A 17,054-nucleotide genomic window follows, 5' to 3' on the forward strand; every position below is an offset into this window, starting at 1 on the left:
GAAGTGATTCCTCCAATGCAAGATCACAAGAATCCTATGGATAATTTATTACCCTGATGCAATATTGTTTTTATCTTAACAATAATTTCAGAGATAACTTATAAACACCACTCAGCTTTATAACCATTAAATAAATATTGATAAAAAACTTCCGTTGTTAGAATATTTATTCTCCGTCAAGGGTGTTTATTTAACTAAAAATTAAATCATAGATTGAGCTTTGCCAGGCATGATATATCCTTAACATTTATTACCCGCTGTTTTTCACATTTATGTATTGTTAGCTAAACTTAATTTTCCCAGTTACAATTTTTCCAAACACAACTTTACACAAACCATGTTTGTTTCTGAGAAACAGTTTTTTGTTGCCACACTATATCTTGGAAAGGTATTCTTTCATGAAGAAATTAATTTGGAAATCCATTAACTATATATAATTTATAGTAAATATTTGCTCAACATGACTTAATAAAAAATAAATTGCTCCATTAGCAAATGGAGCCAATGCTCTTAAATATCATCAATCCATGACAACTTTCTTTATTCATTATAATGTTATTTAAACTGCTTATGCTGTAATTTCAAGGGGACAATCGTGACAATTGCCTACTCCTGGTAGTTTATTTCTTTGGCAACAGCAGCGACGTTGTATGATATTGTTTTTCAATATTACTGTGCGATAAAGTGGATTATCTTTACCATTAGGCAGAGTTTGTTCAAAGAACAGATTTTGAATTAATGCGTCATACTGAGTGCCTATTCTCTCCTTAAAATTTTCCAAATACCAATGCATAACATAGCCAATATTATTCCATAATAAACGTCCGTTTATTCCACGGTAAGATTCTATTTTTTCACATACAGGAATAATATGCCGTTCTAACATTGAATGATAACGCTCCAACAGCGATATTGATAAAGATTCATCCATCCAGGTTAACTGATAATAAGCAATATTTGGCCTGCCTGTTTCATGAAACTCTACCTGAAAAAGATTATAATCTGTATCAACAGCTTGAGGATATTCAATTAACATCAGCATCATTGATGGAACAATTAAACCAAAATACCATTGTGCCCATAAAGAATAAAGCCCTTTCTGATTTGGTTTCAAATCATTATTATTATAATATGAATCCTGATAGTTTTTCATCAATAATTTGAATTCTTCTTCATTTGACCATTGATGAAGTTTCATGCTGTTCGCCGGAATATTATCTGAATTGATTTTCATTAATGAATTAAAATGGCTAAATGCACTATCAAACAGCTCAATTATATCATCAACCGATATCTCAGACGTCATTTCAATAGTTCCATTTTTATTGCTCATTCCATACTCTCCTATTATCAATTATATATTTAGAGCATAAAATTCAGTACATTATTCATTTATTTTGTACTTAGGAATAATTAATGGTTTATTAGATTCAGGATCGCAAATGATCCTGCATGATAAACCAAATACTTCTGCGATACTCTGTACTGTTACAACTTCTTCAGGAATACCTTCTGCATAAACCTGACCATCCTTCATCATAATAAGTCGGGAGGCATAACGCAGGGCCAAATTAATATCATGCAGAACCAGCACCAATGTTTTACCTTGCCGGTATAAATTCTGGCATAAATCCAATAATTCAATCTGGTGAGAAATATCCAGATACGTGGTTGGTTCATCCAGCAGGATGATCGGGGTTTGTTGTGCCAGTGTCATCGCAAACCAGGCTCGTTGGCGCTGCCCACCTGATAATTCACTCACCAATTTGTGAGAAATATCCCATAAATCCACTGCGTTCAATGCCTCATTTACGACTTTCTCATCCTCCGGTGACCATTGACGCAGAAAAGATTGATAAGGATAACGCCCGCGAGAAACCAGATCGTAAATTGTCAACGACTCAGTAACAGCAGCACCTTGTGTCAGCAACGACAATTCTCGTGCAACTGTTTTAGGTTTATAACGGTGAATATTAGCCCCATCCAGCAAGACTTCTCCGCTTTGTGGCTGCATACTGCGGCTGATTGCCCGCAGTAAAGTTGATTTCCCGCATCCGTTAGGGCCAATGATGACACTAAATTCACCGTCATGAATCGCCAGATTCACCCCATTGATAATGGTTTTTTTGCCGTATGCCAGTGACAATTCTTGCACTTTCAATCTTGAAGAGGTCACTGAAGAGTTAACACTCGATGACATTATCGTGTTCTCCTTAATTCGGCATACAGTAAATACATTAAATAAACGCCACCTATGACAGCAGTAATGACGCCCACGGGTAAACGGGTCGAAGTTGGCAACATCAAGGTAATTAAATCAGAAGCCAGCATGAGCAAAGCACCCACCAGCGCAGTACAAAACAGGGCTGCGCCTGTGTTTCGAACTAAACGTCTGGCAATTTGTGGAGCGGATAAAGCAACGAATGCAACAGGCCCTACAACCAATACCGACATGGTAGCGAAAACCACGGCTAATAATATGCTGGCAATCTGGATAAGGCGTACTGGCACGCCCAGCGTATTGGCAACATCGTGGCCAAAATGGGTATAGTTCAATTGCCTGCCTAACCAAAATAAAATAGGTATAAACAACATCATCCCGCTGATCAGCGCCACATTTTGCCAGCTCTGGCTGGCAAGGCTGCCCCTTAGCAACGATTGCAATTGTGCCGCCTGTTCAATACGAATATTTGAAGAAGCAAAATCGACAAAAGCCATGCATAGCGCGGCAATGGCAATACCCGAAATGATGATCTTGTTAGCCCGCATATGACCAAAACCCGCACCATTGCCGAGATAAACCAATGACACTGCGAACAGGGAACCCAATAATGCTCCCAATGGAACGGGCAAGACTTCAGGCCAAATAAACATTGCCATCACAATGCCAACTGCTGCGCCCCCATTCACGCCAATAATATCCGGGCTGCCCAGGGCATTGCGGGTTGTGAGCTGAAACAGGGAGCCAGAAAGAGCCAATGTTATTCCCGCACCAATTGCCACTAAAGCCCTTGGTAAACGAAGCTCCGTTAAGATAAATGCCTGATAAGGTGTTTCCATCAGTAGAAACGGATTATCCATCCCTTCTCTGCCCATCGCTAAGGACAAATAAAAAAGCACCGCAATTAACAGTAAAATAGAGAAAATGATCCTGACAACCAAGCGTGAAGGCGCAATGAAAGTCGTCGCCCCCAGTTTGAGTGTTTTAATTTTGGTCGATGCCATTGATGGATTAATTAATGCCATCATTTATTCTTCCATTATTTTGTGAGAGCGGGTTTTCGCGACAAAATATAATAAAGGTGCGCCAATACTCGCGGTAATAATACCAACCATAATTTCTTCCGGAGCTATCAGTAATCGGGCGACAATATCCGATATCAACAATAAACATGCTCCTGCAAACAAGCAGTAAGGCAATAACCAACGAAAATCACTTCCCACTAACGCCCGCATTAAATGTGGCGCGGCCAAACCGACAAATGCAATCGGGCCAGCCATTGCCGTTGCACAGGCTGCAAGCATTGTTGCGCTCAGTAATGACAGTATTCGGGTTCGAGCAACGTTAGCGCCTAATGAACCCGCTATTCCCTCACCAAATACCATAACATTCAAGGGAGCTGCCAAGGAAAGCGCCAGTATCACTGCCACCAGCAAATAAGGGAGTAACAAGCTCACTTCATTTAATGACATTGCGCTTAATGAACCAATTGTCCAAAAACGATAAGTATCCAGCAGTTGTGAATTCAGCAGTACGACTCCCTGTACTAATGCGAACAGGCAAGTATTGATAGCGGCTCCGGTTAACACCAATCTGGTAGGGTTAGTATTGCGCGCTCCCCCACAGAGCGAATAAAACAAAAATGTGGATAAGCCTGCACCAATAAATGCTGTCCAGAACCGAGGCATTTCATCCAAAAAAGGAATAAAAGAGAAGCAAACAACAGTTGCCGAAGCCCCTGCATTAACTCCCAGCAAACCAGGATCACCCAACGGGTTGCGCAATAATCCTTGTGTTATAGCTCCTGATAGTGCCAAAGCAGCGCCCGCCATTAAACCAATCAAAGTACGTGACTCTCTGGAATTAATCACTAAATCATAATAACTGCCACCATCGCCCAACCAGTAATGCTGCCACACCGCAGAGAAAGGCAATGATTTTGATCCCAGGCTTAGACTGGCGGCAGCACAAAGGCAAGTCAGCGCAATCATAAACACTAACCCAGAGATAAGAACGGTTCTCCGTTTAGAACTGTTCATGTTTTGCTATCTCCTGCTTCAGCAATGGCATAAATTTTGGTAATCCCCAACGTAAGCTGAGCGGTGAACCATAAGACATTGACATCACAATTGATTGATCAGTCAACGGAATATACCCGCCCTGCCGAACAGCCCGGATAGATTGAAATAATGGCTGGGATTCTGTTTCCTTACGTTCTTTTTCGCTGCCATACCATGTGACCAAGATATCGGCTCCATTAAGTAAGTCTGCATTTTCTAAACCAATATTGACGGAAAAATTGCCGAAAGGTGCCGTTAAAGCGTCAGCCATTGGAAGTAAAGACAAACCAAGATGAGTCAGGGTGTCCACTCGGGGATCATTTTTCACGTAAAGTGATAGGGTATTGCCCGTTTTTCCCGCTTTAATATAAGCGAAACGATAACGGGAAATATCAGGAATAGTGCTGCCTGTTTGCGTCAGTAAGTTACCCAATTCCGCAATCAATTTTTCCCCTTGTTCGGTTTTGCCCAATGCTTGTGCAACCAATGCAATTTGTTGCCTTGGCGTTGTTTGCCACGGCTTTTCTGGGTAAGCCACTACGGGGACAAAATGAGACAAATGATTGTAATTTTCCCGCGTAATGCCTGATTGGGTTGCTAAGATTAAATCTGGTTTTAAGCTGATAATCTTTTCAACATCCAATTCTGGGTACATTTCAACAATAGCAGGCAGTTTTTCACCACGACGCTCTATTTCTTCCCTGAACCAAGGTAAATATCCCTCTGCATCCCCACCCCAACGATGGGATTCAATGCCGACAGGAATAACGCCCAAATCCAGTAAAATATCTTCTGTACCGGTTCCCAGCGCCACAATCCGTTGCGGCGGTTGGTTTATCACCGCCGTACCCAGCTCGGTGGTGATGATTTTGGGATAGCCTGCCATATTCGCTGGCTGGATGTTTTTAGCTGTGGGCTTATCACAACCTGCCAACAAACTTGCCAAAAGTAGCAACGGTACGGCGATCAGTATCTTGCAACGTCTCAAATTCATTGCTGATTACCCTTTACTGCTTGTTGTCAAATGGATAAAAATACATTCTCACCGCCCGTGTGGAGTTAGAACTTGTAACGCAAAGTTGCTTCTACGTTACGTGGCTCACCGTAGTAATACTGGGTATAAGAACCATATGACGTGTAGTATTTCTTATCGAACAGGTTATTCAGATTCACGCTTAAAGAGAGATCCGGCGTGAATTGATAACGCCCCATCAGATTAACCGTCGCAAAGCTTCTCTGACCATCTTGGCGCATTTTTCCATCAGGCCCCTTAAGTTCATAAACCGTTTTGTCTTGCCAGTTAATACCTCCACCTAACGTCAAATCACTCATCACGCCAGGCAGGGTGTAAGTTGTGAAGAGTTTAAATAAGCGATTTGGATCTTCCGTGTTGGTGCGTTTACCACCGGGCATGGTGGCTCTGAACTGGGTATAACCCGCATAAATACGCCAATCATCAGTAATCTGGCCACTTATTTCAGCTTCAAAGCCACGGGTTTTTACCCCGTTGATTGCAGTATAAACCCTGGAATCCTTTGGTATTTCGGGAGCTTTAGGTTTTCCCGACTTATCTTCACTTGTGTAGTTATCCTGACGGATTTCAAAAATGGCCAATGAATAATCAATGCCATTATCCAAGGCTACACCCTTCAGCCCCAGTTCATAGTTTTCGCCTGTGACTGGTTTCAAGAGTTGGTTATTGCGGCTAATACGACTTTCTGGATCAAAAATTTTGGTATAGCTACCATAAACAGAAAAGTCCGGAGTGATGTTATAAATCAGTCCACCGTATGGCATAAATTCATGTTTATAATCTGCATTCTGTGGTGTTCCAAAATTATCACCACGCGTCTTCCAACTGGTAATACGTCCACCCAGAATCAGTGTTAAAGGATCTGCCAGAGAAAGCTGAGTAACCGCATAACCCGCAGTTTGTTCGATATAACCATCGGATCCCGTATTTCTCGTTTTGCTCCATGTTGGCTCAGCATAACCCCAAGAAGGGTTTGTAAAATCACCTAATTGATATTTATCTTTATTACAATGAAATTTAGGCGTCATACATGAAGCCTGATAATAATCATTTTTGAAGTTCTGCTTTTGATAATTCAGACCAAAGCTGGCGTGATGTTTACGCCCTAACAGTTCATAATGACCATTGGCTTGTAAATCGATATTGCGTTGACGACGTTTCCCATCAATTAACGTGATACTGCCCGGGTACATTCCCACATTCGTTACGCGATCTGGGAACCCTGTTGCCCACAGGAGTTTTTGATCAAGGGTGTTGTTGTCATAGGTAAATGTCCCTTTTACATTCCAGCCATTGTCGAAATTATGTTGCAGGCTGGCAAACGTTGAAAATGAACGGACTTTAGAGAATGCCCAGTCAGGCGCGTAACTATTACTGCGCTTGTAATCGGTTTTACTGCCATCGCTGAAGTAAATGGGCAATCCGCCAAACATTCCGCCACGAGTATGATTAACTTGATAATCACTGCCAATGGTCAACAAGGTATTTTCAGTCAAGTCCGCTTCAAGAATGCCGTAAAAAGGGTATTTTTCATGTTTATCACGATCGATAAATGAATTGGAGCGCTCATAAGCCGTGACAAAACGCCCTCTGACTGTACCGTTTTCATTTAACGGGCCAGACAAATCAACCCCCGTTCGCCATTTATCCCAAGATCCTCCCCCTAAAATGGCTTCACCCCGAAAATCACGGGTTGGACGTTTACGGATGACATTAATCGCTGCCGATGGTGTGCCCGGCCCGACCATCAACCCCGCAGCCCCACGAACAACTTCAAGACGATCAATAATGAAGGTGTCCAGCAGATTATCGCCATAGTTAAAACGGATATCATAAAAAGTCGGTACGCCATCGCGCAGCATGTTTCTGATACTTATTCCTCTTGAAGTGAAGGTGAAACGATCACTGTCAGCCTGACGGACTGTCATCCCTGTAATGCTGTCAATCGCGCTTGTAACACTATTCAGGTTCTCATCGACCATACGCTGCTTAGTCATCACGCTGACGCTTTGTGGTGTCTCACGTGCAGATAAATTCAATCCTGTCGAGGTCACCATTGATGTCGTGTTATACATGCCGGTATCTTCCGTGACACCTTCACGCTCTGATGAAATCGGTTTTGCCGTTACGACAATTTTATCTTCCTTTCCTTGTGCTTCTGCTGCCACAGCCACACTGTTTCCTGCCAAAATCAGCGGGACTATTAAAGAAAGCACAGTTCTTTTGGTTAAATGATTTGTTTGCAAAATTGGATTGTTCACTCTTTTAATTCCCGTTACCAAAATGATTTATTGTTATGTTTACTTCCATCTCTCAACATCTATCTGTTTCAACACCGCTCTGTTTCAACAACAGAATACTTCTTGCGCAAAATATGAAGTGGATTTACCAATGTTCCGGCAAATTTCAGGTTCTTTTCTCGATCATCAAGATCAATCATCTGTTGGTTATTCGCCATTTGCAGACGATTCAAACACGTCCGCACAAAATCGTGCTTGAATAGATCAAACTTGCGGAATTTTTCTATCTGATGCAGATGTTGTGATTGATAACGATGGACACACTGGGCAACCAATTCCCAAAAACATGTTTCTGGCAGTGCTGAGTGCTTTTGCAACAATGGAGTCAAATAACGGAAGAAACAATCAAAAATATCGAGGAAGATATAGTTGATTTTCATCTCATCCTTGATGGAGACATGAAGAAAATTAATTTCTTCCGGAAGTTGAAGTTCGCCATTTAAAATAGCGATCTCTTCACCAATGTCTTTCATCAGCATTTTTACCGGTACATTATTTTCCAGTACCAACATTAAGTTTTCACCATGCGGCATGAAGACTAAATCGTAAGTGAAAAAAGAACGCAGCAACGGAGAAAGATAAGCATCTAAATAACGGGATATCCAATCTTCGGCACTCAAACCTGAGTCTTGAATCAAAGCAGCAACAAGTGAATCCCCTTCTCGATCGATATGCAGTAATGACGCCATTGTCATCAGACGCTGATTATCTTTCAGGATTGTCATTGGGCTTTCACGCCATAATGCTGACAACATTTTTTTGTGGGGATTATCTTTTTTGATGGCAGATTCAAAATAGTGATTGAAGTAACCAACTGCGGCACGTTCTTTCAAGATCGTAAATCCTTTTTCTTGAAAAAATTCGTCAGATTCAACTAAGTTACCAAGCCATTCATTGATTTGTGGCGTTGTTACCATACTGTGTGGATCAAGCCCGCGCATGAACCCCATATTCAGCACTGACAATGCCGTTTTTACATAATTTTTCTTAGGTTGGCTGATATTGAATAAGGTACGAATAGATTGTTGAGCTAAATAGCGATCGTGGCCTTCCCCAAGATAAACAATATGCTGTTTAGCAATGTCTGCTGCAAAACTCATGGTAATGCGGTGTTTCCATTGCCAAGGGTGTAAAGGCATCAGGTAATAATCTGACCAAGTTAATCCCAATGACTTCATTTTTCGTTTAAATTGAGCAAGCAAAAATGCTTCTAATTCTTCAGTCACTAACTGTGCATAAGAAAGCGAAGATAATGTAGAAAAAACTGCTTTATCCCGATGTACGGCAATCCAAATCAACGTCACGGGATGCGCGCTCTCCGGCGCATACTCTAAATAGTCATCGGCATCAAAGCCAATGCGGCCATTATTAGCAATAAAGACAGGATGCCCTTCATTCATTGCGGTTTCCACCGTCTGATAATCTGCTTGAGTCAAATCCTGTGCAGTCAGTCGGTTATTGCCATATTTAAAAGCATGACCATAAAGTGTGCTGGATATTTCATCGAGATAAATAGGGAATAATTTCTCAGAAATACCTAGCAGTGGCTGTAATTCAATAATCAGCTCAAGCGCATCTAAAGATTGTTGTTGGTGATGGTGGAATTTAGATATAGACGCAGCGTCAATATCTAAATGATCAAGCTGATAATCCCGAGCCTGAAAATGGTATTGATATTTATCGATCTCAATACAATAAGAGTGTTCATCTTTATTGCGTACTGGATTGAGGAGTTTCTCGTGGCAAAGTTCACGTAATATTTTTGCTGTAAGATGGCGATTGGCGTATAACCAGTTTTCCATTGTTAAATGGGAAACTTCATGACCTAAATTGGAAATCAACGAATACATTTAATAAAGCCCTTCATTCATATCCCGGACCACCTGTTTTCAGATGAAAACCTGATTAACAGGGTGATACATATTTATACAAATATCTGGATATCACTATCCATGTTATGGGTATCAGCTCTGGCTCACCAAAAATCACAGTCTTTCTTTTTTATTTTCGTGAATGATAATTAAAATCATTACTATTAACAACCAAAAAAGCAGATTATTAAGTAAATAAATTGACCACATATTTACGAAGGGAATGTAATAATTAACAGGCTATAAATGACCTGAATTTTAAATATTCCATTTAAAATTCAGGGTAATTAAAAACAGTTACATGAAGTGATTTCAATTTGAAATAATAACTAGCTTATTTATTTCGCTTGATAAAACAATTTCATCTTGGAAATAAAAATAGTCTTAATCTATTTATGGATAAATAAAGGCCCTGGCTACTTAGCCAGGGCCTTATTAATACCAGTAATTGAACTATCTTGTTCTATATTCAAATCACTGACTTTAGCTATGCAGCAATTCAAATCTCATTAGATAGATAAATTAAATGTTATTCTGACGCCACCATTCTGCCAGCAGAATTCCGGTCGCAACAGACACATTCAAACTTTCAACCCGGCCCGTCCCGCCAATGGAAAGGCGAATATCACCATCTTCCCAGATACTGTCGCTTAAGCCGTCACTTTCCTGCCCCAATACCAGAACCATTTTTTCCGGCAGTGTTGCTTGCGCCAATGCTGTGCTTCCCTTATGGCTTGATGTCGTCACAATGGTGTAGCCTGCATTGCGGAATTGATTTAACGTGCTGGTGAAGCCATCAGCATCAATAGCTTTAATGTGCTCTGCGCCACCTTCAGCAGTACGAACCGCAGCGCCTGACTCCAGCATTGCGCTATCCTGCAAAATAACGCCCTGTACACCAAAATGCGCACAGCTGCGCATGATTGCGCCAAGGTTATGCGGGTTACCGACGTTTTCCAATGCTAAAACGCAGTCTTTCGCTGGAGCTTGCTGTAAATAAGTTTCTGCATTCAGGCCGTTGCGTTTCTTGATCAGGAAGCATACGCCGCCATGATGTTCAGTACCGGATGCTTTAGATAATTCTTCATCATCAACCACATGGTAAGCCTTGCGGTTTGCTGCCATCCATTTCAACGCATCACGAAAACGTGGAGTGATTGATTGGACAAACCAAGCCCTGACAATGGCATCCGGACGATTTTGGAACATTGCCTGACATGCATTTTCACCATAAATACGGGTCTCTTCCAAACGCTGCCGGCGAAGTTGCTCAGGATCGATGTAGCTTTTCCCACTTATACCGCCATGATCTGGTGTCTGAGATTCACCCTCTGGCCGAGATACAATTTTCCAAGGGGAACGCTCACCGGAATGCCCGGAACGTTCATTGTCACGACGACGTTCACCTTGTTCGCGCCCTTTACCAAACGAACGTTTATTGTTGTTATTGCGATCACTGTTTTTATTACGATCACTGTATTTATTGCGATCGCTGTTCTTATTGCGATCATCGTTTTTATTGCGATCATTATTTCTGCGGCGATCGCCGTCATTACGACTGTCGTTATTGTCCTCATTACGGACATACATGACTTTGACTTTGCCGTTTTTACCACTATAGGAATCGTTCATTTATTTCTCCAACTGCGCTATGGCGCGAAGATTACCCGATGTGCGCGCCCGAAGCTACCTCTGGCAACAACAATCTATTAAAATATCCGCTAATTTTTTTCCTGGCTTGATCCACGAACATGTTTGAGTTCTTAAATGAGAAATAACAACGCCGTTTACCAGCTTCGTCAGCGCCGCCTCGCTCGCTCTACTCGCCCTTTTCAAGCGAGAGGTTGCAGGGTACAGCGTTGCCTGCATTGTCTATTACCTAAAAGAAAGTGTCTGTGTGAAAGGATCTCACCCGTCACTGCGGCGAGTCGCTTTTGTCTCATTATGTTTGATACTGAGCCAATGAAACCCAGCAATACTGGAAAATTAATTGCAGATATTTTGCCCGATACGTATGCTTTCCTTTGGTCCAGAACTGAACCAGACCAACAAATGCTTGAAGCGTTGCGTGACCCAACCCGGCAGCCCTATTTGATCTTCCCGGGTAGCTATGCCACGCCCCCTCGCACGGTGTACCAGCAACTTCCTGATAATCAGAAACCACCGCTGTTCATTATATTGGATGGTACCTGGCCTGAAGCAAGAAAAATGTTTCGCAAAAGTCCATATTTGGATGATATTCCTCTATTGTCTATTGATAGCCTTGCCAAAATGGATTATTTGCTGCGGGTACCGTCAAGAAAAGAGCAGCACTGTACCGCTGAAGTTGCAGCCGCAGCGCTAGAATTGGCGGGAGATCTCAATGCATCAGAATCCTTGCTCAATCACTTCAATCATTTTCGTGAACAGTATCTGGCAGGAAAGGCTAATCTTCCAGAGGAAGCAATTGCTGTAACTCTTGACAATGCCTACTAAAGTACTAGATGGTGGCAGACATTAGCCATGAAAATTGCTTAATTCGCGGTAGTTGTTAAATCAACAGTGATTATTTACTGATAACGGTGATTGTTTACTGATGTAGTAACTGATGAGGATCCCAGAATGAGCCAGCGTGGACTTGAAGCATTATTACGCCCTAAATCTATCGCCGTTATTGGTGCTTCTGAAAAGCCAGAAAAAGCCAGTTCGACACTAATGAGAAATTTGCTGATGGGTGGCTTTACCGGGCCTATTTTGCCTGTAACCCCTAACAGGCGTGCCGTCTCAGGAGTATTGGCCTATCCTTCTATCGATAAGTTGCCGCTACTTCCCGATCTTGCTGTCATCTGCACACATCACAGCCGCAATTTGTCATTGCTGGAACAGCTGGCTCAACACGGATGCAAAACCGTTATCATTCTCTCCTCCCCACCCTCACAATTTGCAGAGTTGAAACAATACGGGCAAAAATATCATATCCGTATTCTAGGCCCCAATAGCCTGGGCATTCTGGCTCCCTGGATTGGCTTGAATGCCAGTTTTTCCCCTATTCCTATCCTTAAGGGAAAATTGGCATTTATTTCACAATCTGCTGCAATATCAAACACTATTCTGGATTGGGCTAACCATCGCAATATTGGTTTTTCATATTTTATTGCTCTGGGCGATAGTGTTGATATTGATATCGATGATCTACTCGATTTTCTGGCAAGAGATAGCAAAACCAGTGCTATTTTGTTACACCTTGAACATATCAGCGATGCCCGCCGTTTTCTTTCAGCGTCCCGAAGTGCTTCACGTAACAAACCGATTCTGATAGTGAAAAGCAGCCGAACCCGAAAAGCGCAACAATTATTGGGTGAACAACAGAATTTTGATACTGCTTATGACGCAGCCATTCAACGCGCCGGACTACTGCGCGTGCAAGATACACATGAAATGTTTTCAGCGGTAGAAACATTAAGTTTTATGCGGCCACTGCGCGGAGAACGTTTGTTCATTGTCAGTAATGGTACGGCACCAGCCGCAATGGCGCTGGATGAGTTGCTCAGAAGAACAGGCAAGCTGGCAGTGCTTGGGGAAGAGGTCATCAGCAAACTTTCAAGTGTGCTTCCTGAAACGTTACTTCTGCGCAATCCCTTAGATATCGGTGATGATTCCTCAACGGAGCAATATATTACAGCCCTCAAATTATTGCTGGACAGCTATGATTACGATGCTCTGTTGCTGATCCATTCCCCCAGCGCCATATCTCACAGCCAAACTACTGCAATCCGGGTTATCCAGACGATTAAAGAGCACCCACGAGGAAAGTGGATCACTATTTTTACGAATTGGTGCGGGGAGTATTCTTCATTGGAAGCTCGGCGTTTATTTAGTGAAGCCGGCATTCCGACTTATCGTACGCCAGAAGGGGCAGTCACTGCCTTCATGCATATGGTGGAATATCAGCGAAATCAAAAGCAACTTAAAGAAACGCCATCTCTACCTATTGGTATCACCTCCAATGCGGCCCGAGCCCATGAATGCATACAAAAATCCCTTGATAATGGGAATACTCAGCTGGATACCCATGAAGTACAATCCATTCTTGAAGCCTATGGCTTAAAACCGTTACCAACGTGGATCGCCCATAACAGTGATGATGCCGTAAATATAGCCGAGAAAATTGGATATCCTGTCGCACTGAAACTTCGCTCTCCCGATATTCCCCATAAATCAGAAGTGCAAGGGGTCATACTTTATTTACGCAATGCTGATGAAGTTAAGACAGCCACGCAAGCGATGATTGAACGCGTCAAACAAAATTTCCCCCAAGCCAGAATTCATGGCCTGTTAGTACAGAGCATGGCTAACCGAGCTGGCGCACAGGAATTAAGGATTTCGATTGAGCAGGATGAGATCTTTGGCCCTTTGATCATGCTCGGGGAAGGTGGTGTTGATTGGACTCATGAAACACAGGCAGCGGTTGCCCTTCCCCCCCTTAATATGGCATTGGCTCGATATCTGGTCATTGAAGCAATCAAAAGCGGCAAAATAAAATCCGGAGGCTCATTGCTGCCCTTGGATATTCCTGCCCTCAGTCAATTGTTAGTCAGAGTCTCCAATCTTCTGATCGATTGCCCTCAAATAACACGCATGAATATTCATCCCCTGTTGGCTTCAGGCAATGAATTCACACTGTTGGATGTCGTTATGGAATTGGCACCAGTGGCAGGCGATCCCCATAATCGTCTTGCCATTCGGCCTTACCCCAATGAGCTGGAAGAAACCATCTATATAAAAGACGATCTAACATGCCTTCTACGCCCAATCCTGCCAGAAGATGAACCCTTACTGAAAGCCTTTATCGGTCAGGTGACAAAAGAAGATCTTTATTACCGCTATTTCAGTGAGATCAATGAATTTACCCATGATGACCTCGCCAATATGACTCAAATTGATTATGACCGGGAAATGGCATTTGTCGCTGTACGCAATCCAACCACTGCACCGGAAATTATTGGGGTAGCCCGTGCGATGGCCGATCCTGATAATATCGAAGCTGAATTTGCGATATTAGTGCGATCAGATCTCAAGGGAATTACGTTAGGCTATCAGCTCATGACCAAGTTGATCCAATACACAAGAGAACATGGCATCCAAGCACTAACTGCAATCACCATGCCGGAAAATCGTAATATGATTCAACTGGCGAAAAAACTGGGATTTGCTGTCGATATTCAGTTAGAAGATGGCATTGTTAATCTGGTATTGAAGCTTCAATAAAAAGTGAATTCATACTCACAATGAACCAAACTAATGGTATCATCGCCAGATCATTTTGATTCATACACCTTATGATGGAAAATAAACCATCTAAACCAAGAGAAAAAACGCACTGTGATGTTGTCCAAATTTAAACAAGCAAAACACCAACAACACCTTGCACAACTGCCTAAACTACCGCAGTCAGTTGCTGGTATAGAGACACTTTATCAATCTAAAGTGTTCTACAGCACCTTACTTGAACGCATTGCCAGCGCCCAAAAACATATTTACATTGCTGCCTTATATTTAGAGCACGACGATGCCGGGCGAGATATTCTGACTGCACTATATGTTGCCAAGCAAAAACGTCCAGAACTGGATATCAAAATATTAGTTGATTGGCATCGTGCTCAACGAGGTCGCATTGGCGCAGAAGCTGCAGCAACAAATGCAGATTGGTATTGTTCTATGGCTGAAAGCTACCCTGATGTCAATATTCCTGTTATGGGTGTTCCTGTAAACACCCGTGAAGCTCTCGGGGTTTTACATCTGAAAGGCTTTATATTTGATGATACGGTAATTTATAGCGGTGCCAGCATTAATGATGTTTATCTGCATCGCCACGAAAAATATCGTTATGATCGTTATCATCTGCTCAATAATGCAAAACTTGCAGCAGTCATGAAGCAATTCATTGATGAAAGTATTCTGGCATCTGAAGCAGTGAGCAATTTAGCTCATCATAACCGCCCCCGTAATCTTGAGATTAAAAATTTAGTCCGACAATTTCGTTCGTCACTACGCAGTTCTGAGTATCAATTTAAAAACCAAGCCTCAAATGAGGAGCTGGCTGTAACTCCTCTGGTTGGATTGGGAAAAAAGAACCTACTGAATAAAACAATCTGCCATTTGATGGCCTGCACTGAAAATAAACTGGTCATCTGCACACCTTATTTCAACTTGCCTGCTGTATTGGTGCGTGCAATATCACGATTGCTCCGCCAAGGAAAACAAGTCGAAATCATCATAGGTGACAAAACGGCCAACGATTTTTATATTCCGCCGGAAGAGCCTTTTAAAATTATCGCAGCGTTACCTTATCTGTATGAAATTAACTTACGCCGTTTTACCAGCCGGCTACAAAAGTTTATCGATAGTCAGCAGTTAACTATTCGACTGTGGAAAGATCAGGATAACACTTACCATTTAAAAGGTGTTTGGATTGATGATAAATGGCAATTGATTACGGGCAATAACCTCAATCCTAGAGCGTGGGGACTGGATTTGGAAAATGCTATTCTGATCCACGATCCTCATCATGAAATGCAAGAGCAACGCCGGATGGAGTTGGCGCATATCCGTACTCATACGAAGGTTGTCAACAATTATCAAGAACTGGAGAGTATCCAGCTCTATCCTGTCAAAGTCCGTAAGTTAATACGCCGCTTGCGCCGTATTCGAGTTGATCGGTTGATCAATAGGATATTGTGACATCAGAAAATCATATAGTATATCAATTATAAATTGATAAATAGTTATTAAAAAATAAATCCTCGTTTGCAACCGTAAACGGGGATTTTTTGTATCTTATTTATCAAACGGCTATGATTTATAAAAACTAAATCATGGCGTAATTTATAATGAAAAAAATCGTCATTTCCTTAATGAAAAATATATTAATAATCTCCCCTCTTCTATTAAATACCTCTTGCACTACTATCCGTCAGGCCAACGATAATTGGACAGGTCAGGATAAAGTACAGCATTTTTTGTTCTCCGCAGTCATAACTGCGGCCGGAAACGCTTATGGTGATCGCCAAAATTGGGGGCATCGTGAAAGTGCACAATTCGGATTGTTATTTTCAATTGGTCTTGGAGCAGCAAAAGAGCTTTATGATAGCCGTCCGTCAGGAACCGGCTGGAGTTGGCATGATATTGCTTATGATATAGCCGGGGCAATAACTGGCTATGGTTTATACCAATCCATGAAGTGATTTTTTGATGTTTTCCCTTCGGGCCATCGCACTTTGCACAACGTTCAAAATCGTTCCCGACGATTCTGTTCTACTCTCGCCCTTTCAGCCATCCTTTACTCTCAAAGGTGACTAAAAAATTGTAAATTGTGATGGATATAGTGCGTTATTTTTGCCCTATTTCAGGTCTGTGTTAAAGAATTTTAGCTAAATTTTAAGAATTCCAAACGCAAAAAAGCCATCCGGTTAAGGATGGCTTCTCTGTCTAAATTAATGTCTGGCAGTGTCCTACTCTCACATGGGGAGACCCCACACTACCATCGGCGCTACGGCGTTTCACTGCTGAGTTCGGCATGGGGTCAGGTGG

General features: G+C 42.1%; 12 protein-coding genes and 1 rRNA gene. 4 read left to right on the plus strand and 9 right to left on the minus strand.

Annotation, left to right across the window (positions count from 1 at the left end):
- Positions 1–568: 568 nt before the first annotated feature.
- The 8 genes from fhuF to BM100_RS15935 all read right to left on the minus strand — a co-directional run bounded on the left by fhuF (position 569) and on the right by BM100_RS15935 (position 11,117).
- Positions 569–1,333: a siderophore-iron reductase FhuF gene (fhuF, locus tag BM100_RS15900; RefSeq protein WP_092512675.1), complete on the minus strand. Its 765-nt coding sequence runs from the start codon at positions 1,331–1,333 to the stop codon at positions 569–571.
- A 51-nt stretch (positions 1,334–1,384) separates the two neighbouring features.
- On the minus strand, positions 1,385–2,200 hold the full coding sequence (locus tag BM100_RS15905; protein ID WP_092512677.1) for an ABC transporter ATP-binding protein: 816 nt from the start codon (positions 2,198–2,200) through the stop codon (positions 1,385–1,387).
- The gene (locus BM100_RS15910) at positions 2,200–3,246 is read right to left on the minus strand and encodes an iron chelate uptake ABC transporter family permease subunit (RefSeq protein WP_092512706.1); all 1,047 of its coding nucleotides are present in this window, start codon (positions 3,244–3,246) and stop codon (positions 2,200–2,202) included. The genes BM100_RS15905 and BM100_RS15910 overlap by 1 nt, the downstream gene beginning before the upstream one ends.
- A gap of 3 nt (positions 3,247–3,249) precedes the next feature.
- The gene (locus BM100_RS15915; protein ID WP_092512679.1) at positions 3,250–4,260 is read right to left on the minus strand and encodes a FecCD family ABC transporter permease; all 1,011 of its coding nucleotides are present in this window, start codon (positions 4,258–4,260) and stop codon (positions 3,250–3,252) included.
- Positions 4,247–5,275, minus strand: coding sequence for an iron-siderophore ABC transporter substrate-binding protein (locus BM100_RS15920; protein WP_092512681.1), 1,029 nt, complete (start codon positions 5,273–5,275; stop codon positions 4,247–4,249). The genes BM100_RS15915 and BM100_RS15920 overlap by 14 nt, the downstream gene beginning before the upstream one ends.
- A gap of 65 nt (positions 5,276–5,340) precedes the next feature.
- A complete protein-coding gene (locus tag BM100_RS15925; protein ID WP_092512683.1) occupies positions 5,341–7,575 on the minus strand; it encodes a TonB-dependent siderophore receptor in 2,235 nt (744 codons plus the stop codon).
- Between the two features lie 68 nt (positions 7,576–7,643).
- On the minus strand, positions 7,644–9,464 hold the full coding sequence (locus BM100_RS15930) for an IucA/IucC family protein (RefSeq protein ID WP_092512685.1): 1,821 nt from the start codon (positions 9,462–9,464) through the stop codon (positions 7,644–7,646).
- A 543-nt stretch (positions 9,465–10,007) separates the two neighbouring features.
- Positions 10,008–11,117 (minus strand): tRNA/rRNA methyltransferase, encoded by a 1,110-nt coding sequence (locus tag BM100_RS15935; protein ID WP_092512687.1) that lies wholly within the window; start codon positions 11,115–11,117, stop codon positions 10,008–10,010.
- Positions 11,118–11,252: 135 nt separating this feature from the next.
- Between BM100_RS15935 and BM100_RS15940 the strand changes: the two genes are divergently transcribed.
- The 4 genes from BM100_RS15940 to BM100_RS15955 all read left to right on the plus strand — a co-directional run bounded on the left by BM100_RS15940 (position 11,253) and on the right by BM100_RS15955 (position 16,708).
- Positions 11,253–11,960: a tRNA-uridine aminocarboxypropyltransferase gene (locus BM100_RS15940; protein WP_092512689.1), complete on the plus strand. Its 708-nt coding sequence runs from the start codon at positions 11,253–11,255 to the stop codon at positions 11,958–11,960.
- Between the two features lie 126 nt (positions 11,961–12,086).
- Entirely contained in the window at positions 12,087–14,732 is a 2,646-nt protein-coding gene (locus BM100_RS15945; protein WP_092512691.1) for a bifunctional acetate--CoA ligase family protein/GNAT family N-acetyltransferase, read from the plus strand.
- Positions 14,733–14,849: 117 nt separating this feature from the next.
- Positions 14,850–16,205 (plus strand): CDP-diacylglycerol--serine O-phosphatidyltransferase, encoded by a 1,356-nt coding sequence (pssA, locus tag BM100_RS15950; RefSeq protein ID WP_169924765.1) that lies wholly within the window; start codon positions 14,850–14,852, stop codon positions 16,203–16,205.
- A gap of 173 nt (positions 16,206–16,378) precedes the next feature.
- Positions 16,379–16,708, plus strand: coding sequence for a YfiM family lipoprotein (locus BM100_RS15955; RefSeq protein ID WP_092512708.1), 330 nt, complete (start codon positions 16,379–16,381; stop codon positions 16,706–16,708).
- A 254-nt stretch (positions 16,709–16,962) separates the two neighbouring features.
- On the opposite strand, the gene rrf is transcribed toward BM100_RS15955, so the two are convergent.
- Positions 16,963–17,054 (minus strand): 5S ribosomal RNA (gene rrf / locus BM100_RS15960); the annotation flags it as partial.

Source organism: Xenorhabdus mauleonii (assembly GCF_900113945.1).
In the GTDB taxonomy this organism is placed as follows: Bacteria; Pseudomonadota; Gammaproteobacteria; order Enterobacterales; family Enterobacteriaceae; genus Xenorhabdus; species Xenorhabdus mauleonii.

What these genes read in the sequence shown, in the direction of transcription:
- fhuF (WP_092512675.1), bottom strand. Translation starts at nt 1,333, where the DNA reads ATGAGCAATAAAAATGGAACTATTGAAATGACGTCTGAGATATCGGTT.
- BM100_RS15905 (WP_092512677.1), bottom strand. Translation starts at nt 2,200, where the DNA reads ATGTCATCGAGTGTTAACTCTTCAGTGACCTCTTCAAGATTGAAAGTG.
- BM100_RS15910 (WP_092512706.1), bottom strand. Translation starts at nt 3,246, where the DNA reads ATGGCATTAATTAATCCATCAATGGCATCGACCAAAATTAAAACACTC.
- BM100_RS15915 (WP_092512679.1), bottom strand. Translation starts at nt 4,260, where the DNA reads ATGAACAGTTCTAAACGGAGAACCGTTCTTATCTCTGGGTTAGTGTTT.
- BM100_RS15920 (WP_092512681.1), bottom strand. Translation starts at nt 5,275, where the DNA reads ATGAATTTGAGACGTTGCAAGATACTGATCGCCGTACCGTTGCTACTT.
- BM100_RS15930 (WP_092512685.1), bottom strand. Translation starts at nt 9,464, where the DNA reads ATGTATTCGTTGATTTCCAATTTAGGTCATGAAGTTTCCCATTTAACA.
- BM100_RS15935 (WP_092512687.1), bottom strand. Translation starts at nt 11,117, where the DNA reads ATGAACGATTCCTATAGTGGTAAAAACGGCAAAGTCAAAGTCATGTAT.
- BM100_RS15940 (WP_092512689.1), top strand. Translation starts at nt 11,253, where the DNA reads ATGAGAAATAACAACGCCGTTTACCAGCTTCGTCAGCGCCGCCTCGCT.
- BM100_RS15945 (WP_092512691.1), top strand. Translation starts at nt 12,087, where the DNA reads ATGAGCCAGCGTGGACTTGAAGCATTATTACGCCCTAAATCTATCGCC.
- pssA (WP_169924765.1), top strand. Translation starts at nt 14,850, where the DNA reads ATGTTGTCCAAATTTAAACAAGCAAAACACCAACAACACCTTGCACAA.
- BM100_RS15955 (WP_092512708.1), top strand. Translation starts at nt 16,379, where the DNA reads ATGAAAAATATATTAATAATCTCCCCTCTTCTATTAAATACCTCTTGC.